General features: G+C 71.4%; 16 protein-coding genes and 1 riboswitch. Of the genes, 7 read left to right on the forward strand and 9 right to left on the reverse strand.

All coding sequences use genetic code 11. The annotated features are described in order from the left end of the window. Positions 1–221: 221 nt before the first annotated feature. Complete coding sequence (locus BN2279_RS29095) at positions 222–440, reverse strand: hypothetical protein (RefSeq protein WP_159037068.1); 219 nt, start codon at positions 438–440, stop codon at positions 222–224. A 733-nt stretch (positions 441–1173) separates the two neighbouring features. Between BN2279_RS29095 and BN2279_RS04895 the strand changes: the two genes are divergently transcribed. Then, positions 1174–1680 carry a GNAT family N-acetyltransferase gene (locus BN2279_RS04895; protein WP_059006832.1) on the forward strand — a complete coding sequence of 169 codons (507 nt, stop codon included), beginning with the start codon at positions 1174–1176 and terminating at the stop codon, positions 1678–1680. 172 nt (positions 1681–1852) lie between these two features. On the opposite strand, the gene BN2279_RS04900 is transcribed toward BN2279_RS04895, so the two are convergent. Beyond that, positions 1853–2728, reverse strand: coding sequence for an alpha/beta fold hydrolase (locus tag BN2279_RS04900; protein ID WP_079031848.1), 876 nt, complete (start codon positions 2726–2728; stop codon positions 1853–1855). A 322-nt stretch (positions 2729–3050) separates the two neighbouring features. Here BN2279_RS04900 and rfbB point away from each other — a divergent pair, with 322 nt between their 5' ends. The 3 genes from rfbB to BN2279_RS04915 all read left to right on the forward strand — a co-directional run bounded on the left by rfbB (position 3051) and on the right by BN2279_RS04915 (position 6457). Continuing rightward, positions 3051–4034, forward strand: a complete 984-nt coding sequence (gene rfbB, locus BN2279_RS04905) for a dTDP-glucose 4,6-dehydratase (protein ID WP_059006837.1) — start codon at positions 3051–3053, stop codon at positions 4032–4034. Positions 4035–4557: 523 nt separating this feature from the next. Then, positions 4558–5160, forward strand: coding sequence for a TetR/AcrR family transcriptional regulator (locus BN2279_RS04910; RefSeq protein ID WP_059006839.1), 603 nt, complete (start codon positions 4558–4560; stop codon positions 5158–5160). Positions 5161–5233: 73 nt separating this feature from the next. Then, entirely contained in the window at positions 5234–6457 is a 1224-nt protein-coding gene (locus BN2279_RS04915; RefSeq protein WP_199827632.1) for an MFS transporter, read from the forward strand. 193 nt (positions 6458–6650) lie between these two features. Here the strand turns inward: BN2279_RS04915 and BN2279_RS04920 are convergent, their stop codons facing one another. From BN2279_RS04920 to BN2279_RS04950, 7 genes are all read right to left on the reverse strand, one after another. Further along, positions 6651–7175 carry an AAA family ATPase gene (locus BN2279_RS04920; protein ID WP_059006843.1) on the reverse strand — a complete coding sequence of 175 codons (525 nt, stop codon included), beginning with the start codon at positions 7173–7175 and terminating at the stop codon, positions 6651–6653. Between the two features lie 248 nt (positions 7176–7423). Beyond that, positions 7424–8251: an ABC transporter ATP-binding protein gene (locus BN2279_RS04925; RefSeq protein ID WP_059006845.1), complete on the reverse strand. Its 828-nt coding sequence runs from the start codon at positions 8249–8251 to the stop codon at positions 7424–7426. Beyond that, on the reverse strand, positions 8224–9225 hold the full coding sequence (locus tag BN2279_RS04930; protein ID WP_234347460.1) for a FecCD family ABC transporter permease: 1002 nt from the start codon (positions 9223–9225) through the stop codon (positions 8224–8226). The genes BN2279_RS04925 and BN2279_RS04930 overlap by 28 nt, the downstream gene beginning before the upstream one ends. A 184-nt stretch (positions 9226–9409) precedes the next feature. After that, the gene (locus BN2279_RS04935; protein ID WP_079031849.1) at positions 9410–10405 is read right to left on the reverse strand and encodes an ABC transporter substrate-binding protein; all 996 of its coding nucleotides are present in this window, start codon (positions 10403–10405) and stop codon (positions 9410–9412) included. Positions 10406–10439: 34 nt separating this feature from the next. Next, on the reverse strand, positions 10440–10826 hold the full coding sequence (locus BN2279_RS04940; protein WP_059006846.1) for a hypothetical protein: 387 nt from the start codon (positions 10824–10826) through the stop codon (positions 10440–10442). Between the two features lie 42 nt (positions 10827–10868). Further along, positions 10869–11068, reverse strand: a riboswitch (cobalamin riboswitch). 173 nt (positions 11069–11241) lie between these two features. Further along, positions 11242–12657 carry an FG-GAP repeat domain-containing protein gene (locus tag BN2279_RS04945; RefSeq protein ID WP_079031850.1) on the reverse strand — a complete coding sequence of 472 codons (1416 nt, stop codon included), beginning with the start codon at positions 12655–12657 and terminating at the stop codon, positions 11242–11244. A 143-nt stretch (positions 12658–12800) separates the two neighbouring features. Beyond that, entirely contained in the window at positions 12801–13958 is a 1158-nt protein-coding gene (locus BN2279_RS04950) for an acyl-CoA dehydrogenase family protein (RefSeq protein ID WP_059006850.1), read from the reverse strand. 209 nt (positions 13959–14167) lie between these two features. Here BN2279_RS04950 and BN2279_RS04955 point away from each other — a divergent pair, with 209 nt between their 5' ends. The 3 genes from BN2279_RS04955 (at position 14168) to BN2279_RS04965 (ending at position 16618) form a co-directional block, all read left to right on the forward strand. Then, positions 14168–14818 (forward strand): TetR/AcrR family transcriptional regulator, encoded by a 651-nt coding sequence (locus BN2279_RS04955; protein ID WP_059006852.1) that lies wholly within the window; start codon positions 14168–14170, stop codon positions 14816–14818. 210 nt (positions 14819–15028) lie between these two features. Beyond that, positions 15029–15388 (forward strand): hypothetical protein, encoded by a 360-nt coding sequence (locus BN2279_RS30255; RefSeq protein ID WP_059006854.1) that lies wholly within the window; start codon positions 15029–15031, stop codon positions 15386–15388. Positions 15389–15637: 249 nt separating this feature from the next. Next, positions 15638–16618, forward strand: coding sequence for a glycosyltransferase family 2 protein (locus tag BN2279_RS04965; protein ID WP_059006861.1), 981 nt, complete (start codon positions 15638–15640; stop codon positions 16616–16618). Positions 16619–17715 lie beyond the last annotated feature (1097 nt).

Genomic DNA, 17715 nt, shown 5'->3' on the forward strand with positions numbered 1-17715 from the left:
CCGGTGTTATTGGGTTGCAAGTGAGCGTGGGTGGTGGGAGAAGCCAGTTGTAAAAGTGTGCGTCTCCTCTGTATAAGTGCAGTGGATACTGGCTGTCATGCGTCCAGCCGCTGCGGCGGCAGCGTGAGGTGTATATAAGAAACGGTTTTCCGGGTCCGCGCCCGGAAAGGGGGGAGACCCCGCCGGCCGACGGGGTCCCCCCGGTCATCGCGAGGCGCGGGTCAGCGGCCGGTCAGGCAGTCGAGCAGCACGGTCTGGTCCGTGGGGGTCTCGACCGCGTCGGCCACACAGCCGACCACACCGACGATATCGATGCTGATGTCGAGGGTGGCGTCGATGGGACTCTCCGCCGTCTCGGTGGCGGCGCTCGCGGTGGACACGCCGCCGACGGCCAGCACGAGCGTCAGCGGGGCAAGAACGAGAGCGGATCGAAGGCGCACAGTACGTACCTCTCAGAGGAGACCGGCATTCGGAGAGCCCAGGATGACGGGGCTGACCGTGCCCCGGCAAGACGGCCTCGCCGCGCATTGACAGCCCGTCACCGAAGAGCGCGGACGCACCCGCGCGTGCCCGTGGACTCGGCCGGAACAGTTGGGGGATTCGAGAACGGTGACACCGGCCGATCCCGGCTCGTGTCACCCGGGGAACCGGAATGATGTCACCCTGACCGGCCCATCCCCCGGCGCCCTGGACAGCACCATCCGCCTGCCCACGGATGGCACCTCACACCGGACCCCGCCGGGGAGCAGGTGCGACCGGCATCGCGCTCCAGGCCGACCGGTGAGGGTGGTCCAGGATCGGGCACGGCAGAAGCCGCGGCGCACGGTCATGGTTCTGCCCCGGCCGGCGTGCCTTCTCTCAGGGGGGAGGCGGTATGCAGCAGGCGGAGCGGCACATGTGAGGTACGGGGAAGCCGACACCGGCCGGTCCGGGCCCGACCGGTTCGGTCTCCAGCCCGCCGGGCGGCTCCCGGCCGGACTCGTGGACGTGTCCGGCCGGGCCGTTCGAATGACCGCTCCCCCGAAGGAACGTTCGCCCTGCCGCGGTGGGAGAGGCGCCGGCGTCCGGCGTGAGCGCCGCGCGGGCCGGTCGGTGCGGGCCCGCGCCGGCGGACCGCCGTCGCGGGATCGTTAATCGGTGGCGTCGTCCGGCGTGCCGTGGGGGAATGCGTCCATGCGTATCCGAGCCGCGCGCCTGGGCGAACTGCCCGTCCTGCAGGACATCGAGAGGGCCGCCGGGCGGTGCTTCCGGGACATCGGCATGTCGCAGATCGCCGAGGACGAGCCACTCCCGCTCGGCGAACTCGCCCGCTACCACCGCGCCGGGCTGGCCTGGGTCGCGGCCGACGACAACGACGCGCCGGTCGCCTACCTGATCGCCGACCGTGTCGAAGGCAACCTCCATGTCGAGCAGGTCTCGGTGCACCCGGGCAGCGCGCGTCGTGGCATCGGCCGGTCGCTGCTCGATCATCTGGCGGCCCGCGCCAGGAGCGAGGGTGCGCCCGCCCTGACCCTGACCACGTTCACCCAGGTCCCGTGGAACGCCCCCTACTACGCGCGCTGTGGTTTTGAGCCCATGGACGACCACACGCTCGCCCCCGGCCTGCGGAAGATCCGCGAGCGCGAAGCGGCACATGGCCTGGACCGGTGGCCGCGGGTGTGCATGCGCCGGGTTCTGTGACACCGCGGCGCCGCCAGCCGCGGGAACACCCCTTGGAGCTGTCGGAAGCCGCCGCTGCCCAGCCGGTTCTGTGCCGGCGACGGCGGGACATCTTCGGACCCGGACGACTCACACCGGACCACCGGCGAACCTGCGGCCCGGGTCACCAGGCTGTCGGACAGGCGACAGGCGCTCATGACCGCCCGGCGGTGAAGTCGCGGACGTGATGCCAGACCTGTTCCGGCGCCTCCTCCTGTGCGAAATGGCCTGTTCCGGGCAGCACGGCGGTCGTCAGGTTCCGGACTCCGGCGCGGCGCAATCCCCGCTTGTAAGCGGCGATGTCGCCGCCTTCTCTGTCGCCTCGCAGGTACAGCACCTGTGTCTCGACGGGAGCGGTCCCGGCGAAGGCGGCGTTGTCGCGGGCGTCCTGGGGGAAGGCCCGGTAGAGATCGAACCCGGCGGAGAGTGCCGCGTCCTCCTGGTAGGCGGCGGCGTGCGCGGCTCGCGCTTCCGGGGTGATGCGGGCGGGATCGCCCGAGAGTGCGTCGTAGAAGTAGTCGAAGTACGCGCTCTGCCGCCCCTGGACCAGGCTCTCCGGCAGTCGGGGCACCGCGTGCAGGCCGAAGTGCCAGACGTGTGGATCGCGCAGCACCTCGTCCCAGGGGTCGACGCCCGGGATCACGGTGTTCATGACGACGACGCGGCCGACGTCCTCGTACAGCCGCAGGTACGCGTACGCCACCATGCCGCCGGCATCGTGCCCGACGAGCGTGAGATCGGGGAGCCGCAGATGCCGCGCCAGCGCGTGCACCGCCTGAGCCAGGCGGCGCTTGGATCCGCCGCCGGCGGCCGGGCCGGACGTGCCGATGCCCGGCAGGTCGATGGCGATGGCCCGCACACCGTCGCCCGCGGCGGCGATCATCACGTCCTGCCAGGTGCGCCAGCATTCGGGCCAGCCGTGCAGGAACAGGAACGGTCTGCCGTCCGGCGGACCGGCCGTCACCACGTGGAACGAAAGGTCAGGATCGCCGGGGATCGTCACCTGTTCATGACGCGGTTCGACAGACATCGTCCCTGTCTATCAAACGGCCCGGAACCTGCTCCTCGGTGAGCACGGACTCGCCCGGAGCCGGTGGGTGGCCGCCACCGCGCGGCCATCGCCGCCGGTCTGCCGGCGCGGCAGGTCCGGCACCGCACCCCTTCCCGTTTCCGGACGCCCCGGGCGAGGGACGCCTCGGCGCAGGTGTCCGCGGCGACTCGTCCCTGACCGGCGTGCGCGTGTGTCGAGACGTGCCTCGCCGGCCGTAAGGTCGAGGTGGCTCCGGCCCCGCGCAGCCGCGCCACACCCGCCGACTCGTGCGCGGCGACGACAGCGAGGTGCGGATCTCGTCATGACCACCAGAATCCTGGTCACCGGCGGCGCCGGCTTCATCGGCTCGCACTACGTGCGCACGCTGCTCGGCCCGGAAGGCCCGGGCGACGTCCGCGTCACGGTCCTGGACGCCCTGACCTATGCCGGGAACCCGGCCAACCTCGACCCGGTCCGCGACCGTCCCGGGTTCCGTTTCGTGCGCGGCGACATCAGGGATCCCGGCCTGGTCGCCTCGGTGGTCGCCGGCCATGACCAGGTGGTGCACTTCGCCGCCGAGACGCACGTGGACCGTTCCATCCTGGGCGCCACCGAGTTCGTCACGACCAATGTGCTGGGCACTCAGCACCTCCTGGACGCGGCGCTGCGCGGCGGCGTCGCCACGTTCGTCCACATCTCCACGGACGAGGTCTACGGCTCGCTGGACAGCGGTTCGTGGCCCGAGACCGACCCGGTGCGCCCCAGCTCGCCCTACGCCGCGTCCAAGGCCGCGTCGGATCTGCTCGCCCTGTCCTACCACCGCACCCATGGCCTGGATGTACGCGTGACCCGCTGCTCCAACAACTTCGGGCACCACCAGTTCCCCGAGAAAGTCATCCCGCTGTTCATCACCAACCTGCTGGACGGACGGACGGTACCGCTGTACGGCGACGGGCTGAACGTGCGGGAATGGCTCCACATCGACGACCACGTGCGCGGTGTCGAACTCGTCCGCACCACCGGCCGGCCCGGCGAGATCTACAACATCGGCGGCGGCACCGAGCTGACCAACCGGGAGCTGACCGCGCGGCTGCTGGCCGCGTGCGGCGCCGGCTGGGACCGCGTGGAACCGGTCGAGGACCGCAAGGGCCACGACCGGCGGTACGCGGTGGACTGGAGCAAGATCCGCGACGAGTTGGGCTACCGGCCGCGCGTCGACTTCGACACCGCGCTCGCGGAGACCGTGGCGTGGTACCGGGACAACCGCTGGTGGTGGGAGCCCCTCAAGGCCCGCGCGGCACGGTGACGCGCGGGCCCTCGCCCCTTCCCAGGGAACCCCCAGGCCGCCTGGCCGGTGACCGGCCGGGCGCGGGCGGACGCCCCAGCCCCGTGCGTTGCGGGGGTCGATCACCGGGCAGAGCGGGTCGTCAGGCAGGCCGGGCCGCTGATGGCTGTCGTGGCCGGCCAGCACGGGCAGCACGGCGTTCCGCGGCGCGGGCGTGCGCGGCGGTGCTGCCGGGGCGCCGCGGAACGGTCGGCGCCGGGCCGTCACGGCCCGTCCCGGATGTGCCGGCGCGACCCTCGTGGCGTGTGGGAGCCACGACCCGGTCACCGATGAAAGCGACGCGACGCCCCATCCCGGCTCACGGCGGGCACGGCTCCACGAGCACCGACGAACGGCCGGCGAATGCTCCCGGCAGTCGGCGGCGGGCTCTCCGCACCCCCCGCGCCCACCCGTTGTCCGTTGTCGGCGCGGACGACCGGTCGCCGGGAAGGTGCGGCGCCGCAGATTCTGGATAGCAGAGTACAGAATGTGGTAGCGTCCACCCATGGCCAGACCACGCACCTTCGACGAGACGACGGTCCTCGAGGCGGCGGCGGCGCAGTTCCGTGTCCACGGGTACGCCGATACGTCGACCGAGCAGCTCTGCGAGGCCGCCGGCGTACGGCGCAGCAGTCTGTACAACGCGTTCACGTCCAAGGACGAGCTTTTCGTCCGGGCGCTGGAGCACTACGCGGCCACCATGCGGGAGCGTCAGGCGGCGATCCTGACCGACACATCCCTCAGTGGCGCCGAACGGCTCCGGAAGCTCGTCGACGCGATCGTCGGCGAGGAGCGCGTCGCCCGCGACGAGGGGCACGCCGCCGGCTGCATGAGCGTGCACACGCTGATGAATCCCGACGTGCGGGCGCGCGACGGGCGTATCGGGCGCATCCTCGAGCGGGACCTGCGGGAGCGGCTCGCCCTGCTGGAGGACACCATCCGGGCCGGCCGCGCGGACGGAAGCATCCCCGACGGCCCCGACGCCGCCGAGGGCGCGCTCCTGGTCAACACGCTCATCGCGGGTCTTCGCGTGACGGCACAGACCGGAGTGGCCCCCGAGGTGTTGCACCGCATCGCACTGGACGGGCTGCGCTCCCTCCTGGCCTGAGCGAAGAGACCGGCCGGCCCTGGCCTCACCACGCCCAGATTTTGGACTCTAGAGTACAGAAAAGGTTCCCGCTGTGAACAAACGGCCCCTCTTCTGGCTCATGCTCACCCTGCTCCTCGTCGCCATGAGCGAGTTGCAGACGATGGGCATGCTGCCCGACATGGCCCGTGGTCTCGGCGCCTCGACCGCCGCGACGGGTGCTCTCATCTCGGTCTACTCCTTCGGCATGGCGATCGGCGGGCCGCTCATCGCCTGGGCCCTGCGCCTGGTCCCGCCCAGGACCGCGCTGCTGGGAGTCGTCACCGTCTACGCGGTACTGGAAGCCGCCGTCCCCCTGGTGCCGGCCTACTGGTGGGTCGCGGCCCTCCGGCTGCTGACCGGAACTCTCGGCGGCGCCGTGTTCGGCCTCACCCTGACCATGGCCGCCAGGCTCGCCCCCGGCCCGGACCGCATCGCGTCCTCGATCTCCGTCGTGCTCAACGGGCTCATGCTCGGCGCCGTACTCGGCCTGCCCATCAGCCACGCCATCGCCACCGCGTGGAACTGGCAGACGAGTTTCGTCCTCCTGGGCGGCGCCGGCCTGATCGTCGCCCTGCTCGACCTGCGTACCCTGCCCGCGCTGCCCGCGGTCTCCGCGCGGACCACCTCGGACGAACTCCAGCAGTTCCGCTCGCCCCGCCTGTGGAGCCGCTACCTCGTCAGCCTGCTCACCATCGGGGCGGCCTACGGCGCGTTCTCCTACTTCACTCCCCTGCTGGAACAGGACGCCGGCTTCTCCTCCCGCACGACGACCGTGATCCTCTTCGGCTACGGCCTGTGCACCGTCATCGGCAACGCTCTGACAGGCCGTTACGCGGACCGCCACGCGGTAACCCTGCTGCGCACCGGCCACCTCGTTCTGGTCGGGTCGCTGGCGGTTCTCGCGCTTTTCGCCCACGTTCCGCTCGCCGCCCTGACCGGCGTGCTCCTGGTCGGCCTCACCGGCGTCACGATGAACCCCGCGCTCGTCGTCCGGGTCGTCGAAGTCGCCGGAGCGGGCAACCTGGTCAACACCGTGCACACGTCCGTCATCACCCTGGGCGTCGTGGCCGGCAGCGCCGCCGGCGGCGTCGCCATCAGCGGCGCCGGCGACACCGGCACAGCACCCGCCATGTGGACCGGCGTCATCCTCGCCGTTCTCGCCGCCTGCGTCCTGAGCGCACAGACCGCCCGACACGAACGACGCGTGACGTCCAGCGGACACAGGACCGACACGGCACCCACCACGCCCGCGCCGGCATCGCACCCGGCGGAATGACCTCACGCCACGCGCACGCGCCCGCGCCCGCGCCCGCGAGGCATCGTGTTCCGGAACCCGGGCACCGCTGCTGCGTCACCGCCCGGAGGCTACTCCCGGACAGGAACGGGCCGAGCCGCCCGGAACCACCGAGCCGACACCCCGCACCGAACTCCCGGAGATCGACGAGTTCCGTGTTCAGACACACGTTCTCTCAACTCTTGACGGCCTCCGCGATCTGCTGGGCGGCCTGGGCGGGTGTGAGGTGCGTGGTTTCCACGACTTCGGCCTCGGCGTGCAGCCACGTCCGGGCCGCCTCAGCGTAGGGCTCAAGGTACTGGAGACGGAACGGGGAGTTGGGGCCGAGAACGGTGTCGCCCGCGATGCGCGTGCGGAGGGTGTCCTGGTCCGCATGGAGGACGAAGTGCCGGACCGGAATACCGTGCTGGGCAAGGCCCGAGCTGATCTCGCGCCAGTACTGCTCGACCAGGACTGTCATGGGCATCACCAGGGTGCCACCGGTGTAGTCGAGGACACGTCGGGCGGTCTCGACCACGAGGGGCCGCCACGGCGGCCAGTGCTGGAAGTTGTCCGTCGCGGGCAGTCCTGGCTTGATGTCCATGAGTGTCTCGCCGACCTTCTCGGCATCGAACACCCGGGAGTCCGGGATCATCTGCTGCACGAGCGCGCTGGTCGTCGTCTTGCCCGCACCGTGGGTGCCGTTGAGCCATACGATCATGACCTTGACGCTAGCGCCGTGCGGGCCGCGAGGGCGAGGCCGCAGCCCCCCGGCCGGAGGGACCGGCGTCATCCTCGCCGTTCTCGCCGCCGGGATCCCACTCACGCCACGCGCATACACCCACGAGGCATCGCGTCCGCGGAGCCCGCAAACCACGGCTACGTCACCGCCCGGAGGCTTCCCCCGGACAGGAACGGGCCGAGCCGTCCGGAACCAGTGAGCCGACACCCCGCCCGGCCCCGGACCGCTCATCCCGGTCCCGGACCACCCGGCGGGCCGGTCAGCAGCACGATCTGCGGGCGGCCGGTGCGCGGATGTTCCGTCACCTCGGCCTCCACTCCGTACACGCCGGCCAGCAGTTCGGAGGTCAGCACCTCGGCCGGGGTGCCGGCCGCGACCAGGCGGCCGCCGTCCATGACGCAGACGCGGTCGCAGAACGCCGCCGCCAGGTTCAGGTCGTGCAGGGCCACCAGGGCGGTGACGCCCAGTCGCCGGACCAGCGTGAGGGTGTCCCGCTGGTGCCGCAGGTCGAGATGGTTGGTCGGCTCGTCCAGCACCATCGTGCCCGCCCGCTGCGCCACCGCGCGGGCGATCAGCACCCGCTGCTTCTCCCCTCCCGACAGTGAGGAGAACGGGGCACCGGCCAGTCCGGCGACGCCGAGCGCCGCCAGCGCGTCCGTGATCACCGCCCGGTCCGTCTCGCCGTCGCCCTCGAAGGACCGCTTGTGCGGGGTACGGCCCATCGCCGCCACGTCGTACACCGTCAGGTCGAAATCACCGCCGCCCTCCTGGAGAACGGCGGCCATCCGCCTGGCCAGCGCCCGGCCCGGCATCCGCCACACGTCGTCACCCCCGAGCAGCACCCGGCCGCCCGTCGGGCGCAGCGCCCGGTAGCAGGTACGCAACAGGGTGGACTTCCCCGCGCCGTTGGGCCCGGCCAGCGCCACCAGCTCGCCCGGCCGCACCCGCAGGCTGACCCCGTCCACCAGCGCCCGGCCGCGTACGGTCACACGGACCTCCGCGAACTCCAGTGGCTCCGGTGCCGCGTTCACCGGGCCCTCCGCCGCATCAGCCACAGGAAGAACGGTCCGCCCACGAGGGCGGTCAGGATGCCCACCGGTATCTCCTCGGGAGCGATCACGGTGCGGGCCGCCAGGTCGGCGGCGATCAGGAAGGAGGCGCCCAGCAGCGCCGCGGCCGGAAGCGCCCGCCGGTGGTCGGCCCCGACCAGCAGCCGCACCATGTGCGGCATGACCAGCCCGACGAAGCCGATCTGCCCGCTGACCGCCACCATCGTGCCGATCATCAGCGCCACCAGCACGAACAGCGCGCTGCGGAACCGGTGCACGTCCAGGCCCAGCGCCGCCGCGGCCTCCTCCCCCGCCAGCAGCAGGTTCAGCGGGCGGGTGCAGCCCAGCAGCACCACCGTGCCGAGCAGCACGGCCGCCGAGGGGATCCAGACGAGGTCCCAGGTGGTGCCGGCCAGCCCGCCCAGCATCCAGCGCAGCGCCGACTGGGCGCGCCGCGGATCGTCCGAGGTCACCACGATCAGGCTCGCCACCGCCGACAGCACTTCCGCGGTCGCCACCCCGGCCAGCACCAGCCGCACCGTGGTCATCCGGCCGCCGGTCCGGGCCAGGAAGTACACGGCCACCAGCGCCGCCAGCGCGCCCGTGAACGCCGCCAGCGTCAGCGAGAACATCCCGAACAGTGACACGTTCAGGACCAGGACGAGCACCGCGCCGACGTTCGCGCCGGAGGAGACACCCAGCAGCATCGGGTCCGCCAGGGGATTGCGCACCAGCGCCTGGAGCGCCATGCCGGTCACCGACAGGCCGGCGCCGACCACCGCGCACAGCAGTGCCCGCGGCAGCCGCACGTCCATCACGATGGTCTCGCGCACCGGCGGCCAGTCCGCCGTCGCCAGGGACGGGTGGAGACGGTGCAGCACGATCCGCCACACCTCTTCGGCGGGCACGGCGACCGAGCCGACCGTCCCCGCCATCGTCGCCGTGACCAGCAGCAGCGCCACCAGACCGGCCGTCACCACGGAGTAGGGGGCGCGCCGGGCCCCGGGCCGTCCCTTATAAACACCTCCGAGCCCACGAGACAGGCAGAAAACTTGTATGCCGTCTTCTGGCTGGTACAAAAATAATGATCGCCTTAGTACTACATACCATCAGAACATATGACTGCAGACAGGGTAATGAAAGATCTTCGCTTGTGGTGTTACATTAAAGACAAGAGTGATAACGAGGAGGAGCGCTAACCCCTGAGTCGGAAGAGTCAAATGAGTATAAGAGGCAAGGCAGCACCGCGAACCGTTCCTCCTGGATCGCCGGCACGTGCTGGAGCGCCGGGTGGGAGAGCAGGAACTCCCGCTTGTCCTCGACCGGCTGGTCGCCGTAGTCGTAGATCACGATGACGTCGGGCGCGCGTGCGGCGACCTGTTCGAAGGAGACGTCACCGAACGTCTTGTCCAGGTCGGCGAAGATGTTGACGCCACCGGCGAGTTCGATCATCTCGTTGCCGATGCCGGCGCCGCCCGCGGTGAAGGCGGTGCTCTCGCCGCTGTCGTAGACGAAGACGTCGAGCGGCTCCACGCCGTGGAGTTGCTCCGCGACGGTGTCCAAGGTGGCGTGCAGGCCGGCCAGGAGGTCCTCGGCCCGGTCCTCGACCCCGAAGGTGCGGGCGACTTCCCTGATCTCGCGGTCCATCAGGTCCACCGTCACCGGGCCGGCCGCGCACTCTTCGAGGTTGAGGCGGGTGCCGATGCCGAGTCCGGCAAACGCCTCCCTGCCGCGGCCCTCCTCGAAGGTGCTGGCGAAGCCGCCGTAGACGTAGTCCGGTTCGGCCGCGAGGATCGCCTCGTACGAGGGGTACTCCTCCGCGAGCACCTCCACACTGTCGTAGGCGTCCTGGTACTCCGGCAGGATGCTGTCGTCGAGGTAGGCCGTTCCCACCATCGACTCCTCCAGCCCCAGGGCCAGCATCACCTCGGTGGCGTGCTGGTTGAGCGACACCGCGCGCTCGGGCGGGGCGTCGAACATGGTCCGCTCGCCGCAGTTGTCCAGCGTGACGGGAAAGCCGGGCGGGGCGTCCGCGCCGGTGTCCGGGCCGGGGCCGTTGCCGCCGCAGCCGGCCAGCAGCAGGACCAGGGCGGCGGCCGAGGAGACGGCCGCCGCGACCGGCCGGGGGGCGCGTATCCGTGCGCCAGGGTTTCGTCTCATGGGGTCTTTCCTCTCACCGCGGGAACGAGCGCGCTCAGCGCGCACCGCGGCGGCGCCCGGGGGCGGGCGTGCGGCGCGGCGGCGTGAACAGGTGAAGGCCGAGTACGGCGGGCAGGGCGGCGGTTCCCGGGCCGCCGAGGCGCACCCAGTCGCAGATGTCCCCGGCCGCGTCCGCGCTGTTGACCAGCGCGAGCCAGACGGGGCGCCCGCCGGCGGCACGGCCCGGGGCGGAGGGATGGACGACCACGACGTTCGCCTGTTCGCACACGCCCAGGCAGCGGGAGACGGTCACCGGGGACCAGCGGGCCAGCCGCGTGGTCAGCTCCGTGTGGTCGATGCCGGGCACTTTCGCGCTGCCGCAGCAGCAGTCGCGGCATACGGTGATCCGGCACGTGGCCGGATCGGTGGACGGCACGAGCATGCCGAGACACCCTCCTCCTCCGGGGAGATCCGCCCCGGCTTACTTCGAGGAGGCGACCGCGTGAGTCTCCTGGCTCTCGGGTCAGTGCTCGTCCCGGCCTTCCCACCCCTGGCGGGGCAGTGGCCTGTCCGGGATCCGCTCGCCGATCACAGTGGCGGGACCGCGCCGGATTTCCACCGGCTTCCTCGTTCCGCCGTCGCCCTGTCGCGGCACATCATGACACGCGGTGCCGTGCGGCGTCACCGGCGGGACGGCTCGGCTTCGGCGGTCCGCTTCCCGGCAGGGTGGCCGGAGCGGGACCGGCCGAGGTTCCGGCACGGGTGAACGGCGCGGCGCTGCCGGCGGGTTGGGCCGTCGGGTGTGCCGGGGGCCGCGCGGGGCCGGGGCGCCGTGGTGCGGGCGCCCCGGACGCGCGTCATGAACTCAGGTTGTAGCCGTCGCGGGCGTGGAAGTCGGAGTCGTCGGCGTGCAGATCCTCCGCGGAGAAGGAACGGGCCAGGCGCGGGACGGGGCCGCCGCGGAACACCGGCAGGACGACGACGCCGTCCCGTGTGGAGACAGCGAGCCAGCCGGGCCGGAGGCCGTCGGCGGGGATCAGTTGCACGTCCTGGCCGAACCACGTCTGATCGTCGGGGGTGCCGGGGATCCCCGGCGTGTCCAGGTCGATTTCCCGCGTCCCCGACGGGTCGAAGCCGGTCGCGGAGCCCGGTACGAAGACGGCCTGTCCGACCGCGTACAGACTGAAGTCGGCCGGCATCCGTGCCGGGATGCCCAGGGCCAGGTCGGCATAGCCGTCACCGGTCGCGTCCGACACCGAGACGACCCAGCCGCCCTCGTCGCCCCTGGCCGTCTCACCGACGACCTCGTCGACGGGAAGGCCCAAAGCGGTGCGGCCGAAGCGTTCACGCTCGTCCGCCGGCCCACCGGAGCCGCCGTAGTACACGTCGACCCCCGGCCGGTCGATGCCGCCGATGGCCGTGACGAGATCGGCCGCTCCGTCGCCGTTGACGTCTCCGGCCGCCGCCGAGTGGACGTAGCAGCCTTCAGGCTCGTGGCAGCCCTGCTTCTCGTAGAGGTACCGGTCGAAGGCGATGCCGTCCTCGCCGCCCGAGAAGTAGGAGGCCCAGCTCATCGGCGGCAGGTCGCCGCCCGAGGCGTACGCGCCGTGGGCGACCAGCTCGTCGCGGCCGTCGCCCGTGAAGTCCGCGGCGATCAGCCCTCGGGGAGAGCTGCGGGTCCACTCCCCCCACTCGCCCCAGTGCGCCGGCATCCGGGCTCCGTCGACGATGACCCGCTCGGCGGCGGGTGCCTCCCGGCCGTCGAAGGTCTCGTAGACCGTCAGCTCGTCCTGTCCCAGCACGGCGAGTTGCTGCCGCCCATCGCCGTCGAAGTCGCCCACCGCCGGGTATCCGTTGGGGACGCCGATGGTGAGCACCTCGTCGGCCGCACCCTGCGGGCTGCCCCAGATCACGACCGGCGACTCGTCCTTGACGCCGACGACGAGTTCCGGGTGGCCGTCGCCGTCGAGGTCACCGTGCGCGAACGCCGTGCCGAAGAACTCGGCGTACGGATCGTCCGGGGCGGGGATGACGCCCTCGCCCCGGGTGTATGTGGTGGAGTTGCGCAGCGAGTAACCGAACAGCGAGTCGTCGAGCACCACCGCGCTTCCCGGACTGCCCGACGCCGTGGGCACGCCGATGAACAGGGACCGGTCGTAGCTGTCGTGGCCCAGGCCGTGCCATGAGTCCGCGGCGGCCGATCCGGGACCCAGTGCCGTCACGGCGAGAACCGCGACCGCCGGGCACATCAGTAATGTCCGTATGCGCGTCATGCGCACAACGTAAAGACGACCGTGAACCGGAGACAGACGCGTGCGGGAAGTTTGTGCCGGCCGTACGAACACCTGAACGCGTCATGCGCGGTCGGGGTGCACCGCGCGGTCGGCGTGGGACCGCGCGGTGGGCCGGGGGCCGGTCAGACGCCCATGTCCTTGGCGATGATCATCTTCATCACCTCGCTGGTGCCGCCGTAGATGCGGTTGACGCGGTTGTCCGCGTACAGGCGGGCGATGGGGTATTCGTTGATGTAGCCGTAGCCGCCGTGGGGTTGGAGGCAGCGGTCGATGACCCGTCCCGCGGTCTCGGTGCAGAAGAGCTTGGCGGAGGCGGCGTCGGCGGCGGTGAGCTCGTCCACGTCGTGGGCCTCCAGCGCGCGGTCCGCCACCGCCTGCATGGCGTCCACCTCGGCCCGGCAGGCGGCGAGTTCGAACTTGGTGTTCTGGAACGACGCCACCGGCTTGCCGAAGACCGACCGGTCCCGCGTGTACTCCTGGGCGAAGCGGACGGCCGCGTCGGCCTGCGCGTAGGCGTTGAACGCGATGGCCAGCCGTTCGCGCGGCAGGTTCTGCCCCAGGTAGGAGAAGCCCCGGTGCTCCTCGCCGAGCAGGTCCTCGACGGGCACCCGGACGTCCGCGAAGGAGAGTTCGGCGGTGTCGGAGGTGCGCAGCCCGAGTTTGTCGAGCTTGCGGCCCACGGCGTACCCGGGCGAGGTGGTGTCCACCACGAAGAGCGAGATGCCGTGCCGGCGGTCGTCCTCCCGGGGCGGGGCCGTGCGGGCGCAGACGATGACGCGGTCGGCGTGCACGCCGCCGGTGATGAAGGTCTTGGCGCCGTTGAGCACGTAGTGGGTGCCGTCGTCGGAGAGCCGGGCCGTGGTGCGCATGCCGGCGAGGTCCGATCCGGTGCCGGGCTCGGTCATGGCGATGGCGAACATGGTGGTTCCGGCGACGAAGCCGGGCAGCCAGCGGTTCTTCTGCTCGGGGGTGGCGTACGCCTTGAGGTAGGGCAGGCACAGGGTGACGTGCACGCTGCTACCGCCGAAGGAGATGCCGGCCCGGGTGGTCTCCTCGTAGAGCACGGCGCTGTACTTGAACGACTCGATCCCGGCGCCGCCGTATTCCTCGGGCACCTCGATGCCGAAGACGCCCAGCTCGCCCAGTTCCCGGTAGAAGTCGCGCGGTACCTGGCCGGCGGCGAACCACTCGTCGTGCACCGGCACGACCCTCGCGGCGATGAACTCCCGGATCATCTTCCGGAACGCCTCGTGATCGTCGGTGAACACGGTGCGGCGCATGGCTTCCTCCCTGGTCCCCGGGGCGGGCCCGGCTCGGTGTCGGTGTCGGTCTCGGTCCGTTGCCCGGCTGGGCGCGACACCCGAACCGAACAGTGTTCGGTTAGGGTCGCATCCCGGCCGCGCTTCGGCAAGCGTGTCCCCGTACGCGGTGGTCCGCCCGGGTCACCCGCATATACTTCCGGGCGGTCGGGGCGGCGAACGGAGGTTCCATGGGGCGGCCCAGAACGCCGATCCTGAGTCGCGCGAGCATCTGCGAGGCCGCGCTGGCGATCGTGGACACCGAGGGGCTGGCCGGTCTGTCGATGCGCAAGCTCGCCGCGCGGCTGGGGGTGCAGGTCGCGTCGCTGTACCACCACGTCACCACGAAGGACGAGGTCCTGCACGAGATCGGCGACGCGATCATGTCCTCGGTGGACGTGTCCGGGTTCGCGGCCCATGACTGGCGGGCCGGGCTGGCCCGCTGGGCCCGTTCCTACCGCGCGGCCCTGCGCTCGCACCCGAACATGCTGCCGTTCCTGACCGCCGGGCCCGGGCGGCGGGCGTCGGCGCTGCGCCGCGCCGACGCCGTACACGGCGCGCTGGTCGACGCGGGATGGCCGCCGCGGCAGGCCACGCTCATCGGCGCGTCCATCAAGTACCTGGTGGTGGGCGCCGCCACGACCTCGTTCGCCGACGGTTTCGACGACGACGCGCTGCTCTACCAGGACCGGTACCCGCACTTGACCGGGGCGCACCGGCTGCGGAGCGTGGCGGCGGAGATCGACGAGGAGGCGTTCGGGTTGCTGCTCGACGCCTTTCTGGACGGGCTGGACGCGCGTTACGCCGGTCTGCGCGAGGTGGCCGGCGACCACCCCGGGTGAGGGCGGGCCCGCCGCGGCTCCCATGCCGTCGCACGGGGCGGCCAGGGCGGGAGGACGATCCGGACCTGACCGGCGCGACGCCCCGCCGCGAAGGACGCCCGGTCCGGCGGGACAGCCGCATCACGGACCGGACTTTCTCGCCCGCGCCCGCCTACCGTGGCGCGATGCCGCTCTGGCAGGATCGCCGTATGACTTTCGACCGAAGGGCTCATGCCGCGTAGGCGGCCCGGGCGCGTCCGTGGGGAGCAGCGGCTCCGGCTCCGGGACGAACGCCCACCTGGTCTCGCCGTTCTGTCCCCGGCGGCGTGTGCCGAGATCTCCAGGATCGAGCGGCGGCGGAACTATCTGTGGCCCGGCGTCACGGCGACGGCGCTGCGGCACTGGCGCGGCTTCGTGCACGATCCCTCCCACCGGCTCCGGGTCGACGATGACGGTGGCTGCGGCGTCTGGGAGTGCTGCGGCGACCCTTTCGAGGCGCGGGACTTCCTCGAAGCGGTCATGCTCGCCATGTCCCGCCCGAGGCGGCGCGAGCTCCGGGCGGTCGTCGACCGGCTCGACGACCTCTACTGAGCCGGAGGCCGTTGGCCCGGCAGGCGGCGGCCGATGCGCGGGTCGTTCAAATGTCATGGATCGGTAACAGCGGATCTTGGCGCTACAACTCCCGGTGCCCCCGGCGGGTCTTTCCCTGTGCAAGGCCCGGCATCCGCCCGGCCGTCAACCCGTGGCATGCGAACGGTGGCCCGCTTCCCGTTCGTGAGCCGCACGTTCCGCTTTTCCGCCGCCGCCCTGGGCGCCGGCCGGGCCTGGATCGGTGACCCCATGACGAGAAATGTCTCACTGTCCGTCGTCGTCCCCTGCTACAACGTCGAGGAATTCATCGCGGATACGGTGACGAGCCTGGCGCAGAACGCGCGGGGTGACTTCGAGTTCATCTTCGTGGACGACGCGTCGACGGACGGGACGGCCGCGGCGCTGCGCGCGCTCACGGAGAATCTGGAGAACTCACGGATCGTCACGCACCGCTCGAACCAAGGGGTGTCCGCGACCCGCAACGACGGGATCGCGGCGGCCGAAGGGCGTTACCTGACGTTCCTGGACGGCGACGACTGGCTGGCCCCCGGCTATCTGGAGCGGCTGGTCGGCGCCATCGCGGGCCTCGACGTGGATTTCCTGCGCACCGATCACGTCCAGGCGACCGGCGTGAAGCGGGAGATACGGCGCGCGCCGGAGGGACGGCGCGACGTGGCGCTGGATCCGCGGGACTCCATTCTCCCGGCGCATCGTTCGACGATGGTCGATTACTGCTTTCCGCCGGCGGGGATCTATCACCGCAGGCTGCTGGACCGCGGGCTGCTGACATTCCACTGCGGATTGCGCACGGCGGAGGACCGGCATTGGATCTGGCGCCTGCACCGGCGCGCCGATTCCTATGCCGTGGCGGGGCTGCACGGTTTCTTCTACCGACGCGGAGTCGGTAATTCGCTTACGCAAATCGGCGATGACCGGCAACTCGACTTCATTCCCGCGTTCGAGATGATCCTGGCGGAACTCGCGGACGACCCGGAAGCGGAACGTCTGCGTCCGAAAGCGATACGGAATTTCTGCGCCATCATCCTGCACCACCTGCAGCACCACTCGCGTCTGGAGCGTGGCCTGGCGCGGACGCTCCGGCAGCGCAGCCGGGAGGCGCTGCGCCGTATCCCGGAGGCGGACCTGCGGGCGGGGCTCGACGGCATGAGCGTGGAGCGCGCGGCGCGGCTGCGCCGGCTGCGGAGCGGGCTGGCGGGGGTGGCGGCATGACGCTGATCGTTCTGGCGAGCACGCTCTACGGCTCGGCGACGGTCGCCGCCTCGCTGCGGGCGGGGCAGTTCGGGCCGCGCGGGGCGCGGCGGCGGCTTCTGGTGGTCAGCAACAACACCGCCATCCCCGAGCTGAGCACGCCGCTGGACCGGATGCCGGGATTCGGGGCGCTGCGCGGCGAGTTCGACGCGGTGCACTCGTGGAACCGGCTCATCGAGCCCAACCATCCGGCCGCCTGGGCACCGCGCGCCGAGGACACCGTGGTGTGGCGGAGCATGCTGCGCCAGGCGTGGGAGCTGGACGACGGGCCGGTGGAGATCGTCTGCGAGTCGCTGCACGTCAACCCGGCCCGGGCGCTGACCGAGATCTTCGCGGACAGCCCCGTGCACGTCTACGCCGACGGTCTGATGAGCTACGGCCCGACGCGGGAGAAGATCCCGCCGGGCACCGGCAGCCGGGTGGCGCGGCTGCTGCACCTGGACGTGGTGCCGGGGCTGCGGCCACTGCTGCTGCGGGAGTACGGCGTGGAGCCGGTCGCGGTGCCGGACGCGGAGTTCACGCGGGTGCTGTCGGAGACGGGGGCGGCCGACGCCGGGGCGCTGGAGCGCGCCGTGGCGGGCGGTGACCGGCCCACGGCGGTGCTGCTGGGCCAGTATCTGTCGGCGCTGCGGCTGATCACCCAGGCCGAGGAGACGGACCTGTACGAGCGGATGGTCCGGGCCGCGGTGGCGGCCGGGCACACCTCGCTGCTGTTCAAGCCGCATCCCAGCGCTCCCGCGCACCTCGCCCACACGCTGGCGGCGACGGCGCGCGGGCTGGGGGCGCGGCTGACCGTCCTGACGGCGCCGATGCTGGCGGAGACGGTCTTCGAGCGTCTGAGGCCGGAGCTGGTCGTGGGCTGTTTCTCCACGGCGCTGGCGACCGCGTCCAGCCTGTACGGGATTCCGGTGGCGCGGGTGGGCACGGACTGTCTCTTATACACATTCGACGCTGCCGACGAAGAGGATAGTGTAGATATCGGTGTGAGCCGCATCCGTGAACGAAGCATAGGATAAGTCAAGATACCAGGTCACGAGATACCTAGAACTCACACCGAT

This window comes from Streptomyces specialis (genome assembly GCF_001493375.1).
In the GTDB taxonomy this organism is placed as follows: domain Bacteria; phylum Actinomycetota; class Actinomycetes; order Streptomycetales; family Streptomycetaceae; genus Streptomyces; species Streptomyces specialis.

Excerpts from the sequence above, each read along its gene's own strand:
- BN2279_RS04895 (WP_059006832.1), top strand. The coding sequence starts at position 1,174 with ATGCGTATCCGAGCCGCGCGCCTGGGCGAACTGCCCGTCCTGCAGGAC.
- BN2279_RS04900 (WP_079031848.1), bottom strand. The coding sequence starts at position 2,728 with ATGTCTGTCGAACCGCGTCATGAACAGGTGACGATCCCCGGCGATCCT.
- rfbB (WP_059006837.1), top strand. The coding sequence starts at position 3,051 with ATGACCACCAGAATCCTGGTCACCGGCGGCGCCGGCTTCATCGGCTCG.
- BN2279_RS04910 (WP_059006839.1), top strand. The coding sequence starts at position 4,558 with ATGGCCAGACCACGCACCTTCGACGAGACGACGGTCCTCGAGGCGGCG.
- BN2279_RS04920 (WP_059006843.1), bottom strand. The coding sequence starts at position 7,175 with ATGATCGTATGGCTCAACGGCACCCACGGTGCGGGCAAGACGACGACC.
- BN2279_RS04935 (WP_079031849.1), bottom strand. The coding sequence starts at position 10,405 with ATGAGACGAAACCCTGGCGCACGGATACGCGCCCCCCGGCCGGTCGCG.
- BN2279_RS04940 (WP_059006846.1), bottom strand. The coding sequence starts at position 10,826 with ATGCTCGTGCCGTCCACCGATCCGGCCACGTGCCGGATCACCGTATGC.
- BN2279_RS04945 (WP_079031850.1), bottom strand. The coding sequence starts at position 12,657 with ATGACGCGCATACGGACATTACTGATGTGCCCGGCGGTCGCGGTTCTC.
- BN2279_RS04950 (WP_059006850.1), bottom strand. The coding sequence starts at position 13,958 with ATGCGCCGCACCGTGTTCACCGACGATCACGAGGCGTTCCGGAAGATG.
- BN2279_RS04955 (WP_059006852.1), top strand. The coding sequence starts at position 14,168 with ATGGGGCGGCCCAGAACGCCGATCCTGAGTCGCGCGAGCATCTGCGAG.
- BN2279_RS30255 (WP_059006854.1), top strand. The coding sequence starts at position 15,029 with ATGCCGCGTAGGCGGCCCGGGCGCGTCCGTGGGGAGCAGCGGCTCCGG.
- BN2279_RS04965 (WP_059006861.1), top strand. The coding sequence starts at position 15,638 with ATGACGAGAAATGTCTCACTGTCCGTCGTCGTCCCCTGCTACAACGTC.